The organism is Synechococcus sp. H60.3 (genome assembly GCF_047462295.1).
In the GTDB taxonomy this organism is placed as follows: Bacteria; Cyanobacteriota; Cyanobacteriia; order Thermostichales; family Thermostichaceae; genus Thermostichus.
Genome location: NZ_JANSIY010000203.1, coordinates 1 through 1,390, shown reverse-complemented (window position 1 = coordinate 1,390; position 1,390 = coordinate 1). Strand labels below are relative to the sequence as shown.

Below are 1,390 nucleotides of genomic sequence, written 5' to 3'. Positions count from 1 at the left end.
GAACCGATAGCGTACGGGCTTCACGCTTCCCAGACTTGTTGGTACAGAGGTCTCAGCGTGCTGCCACCGTGCCACCCGCGGCGGGAACCAGTCAGGGAAACTCTTTAAGCTAACTGGACAAAGATTGCCATCTAGGGTTGTGACGTTGCCCCAAGAGGTGAGCTAGACTCTAACCCAAATTCTCATCCTGGGAGCCGACTTTTGCAGAAGGGCAAGCTCCGCGTCGGAGAAGTTGCTTTCTCTGACGCGGGTGAGTTATTGGCTCTGGCGCCTCTTTCCGAGGAAGCAGCAGCCCATTTGCTTCTGCCAGTCTGCGAAGACGCCTCAGGCTTTTGGCGGGTTCCCGCAGCCTCCCCATTTCTTATTATTTCTTAACTTTTGTTGTTCTGCACAATTAGGAGTGATCCCCATGGCCTCAAGAACTTCTCTCCTGATGACGGCGGCTGTCCTTTCGGGCACTTGGTTTGTCCTCCCTGCAGCGGCCCAATCTTCCGCGACAGCGCGAGTACGGTCGGTGGTGGATGGGGACACCTTTTGGGCAGACTTGAACGGCAGGCCCACCCGTTTTCGCCTTGCCTATGTGGATGCGCCGGAGCTGACGCAGGGACGCTGGGGGCGGCTCTCACAAGAGGCTTTGCAAAGCCTGCTGCCGCCGGGATCCCTGGTGCAGGTGGATACCCTCTACGTCACGCCGGAAGGGCTGCACATTGCCCAGGTGTACAACTCTGAGGGCTTGGTGAATTTGGAGATGTTGCGCCAGGGGCAGGCGGCGGTTTACGAGCGCTTTTTGTACGGGGCCAACCGGGAGCGCTACCTGGAAGCTCAAGAATTGGCCCAGGCGGCGCGCCGAGGTTTTTGGCAGCAACGCAATCCGGTGATGCCCTGGGAGTTTCGGGAGACAGCCGCGCAAACCTCGGCCTTTGCGGGATCCAACGTTTTGGACGGCTCCTTCCTGCGGGAAAACCCGGCAGCGGCAGCGGGCGTGGGCATTGCCACAGCAGTGGTGATGGTGGGCCTGAGCAAAGTATTGTGGAAAAAGCCTCGCCAGAAAAACGCGAGCATCCGCCAGATGGAGCGGGATCTGAAACAACTGCGGCGCAGCCTGGCCACAACGCTGGCCAGCTGCAAACAACTGGAACGGCAGTACGATCAACTGCTGCAAAAGGCTGAGGATTGGTTTGTCAGAGCCGAGAAGGCCAGCCAACATGACCAGGACGAACTGGCGCGCCAGGCTTTGGTGCAGCGGAACCAACACATGAGTGCCGCAGAGGCGGTTCGTCGCTCCCTGGACGAGGTTGAGGCCCAGGCGACAGCTATCCGCGAGGGCATTTCCCGCTTGGAAAGCCAGATCGCGATGGCCAAGCTGGAACGGGAGATGAACAACTAAAAA

Annotated in this window: 1 protein-coding gene; it reads left to right on the top strand. The window is 59.0% G+C overall.

The window, feature by feature from the left end:
• The first annotated feature begins 409 nt into the window (after positions 1-409).
• Complete coding sequence (locus NW841_RS12765) at positions 410-1,387, top strand: PspA/IM30 family protein (protein ID WP_414335873.1); 978 nt, start codon at positions 410-412, stop codon at positions 1,385-1,387.
• Positions 1,388-1,390: the final 3 nt, after the last annotated feature.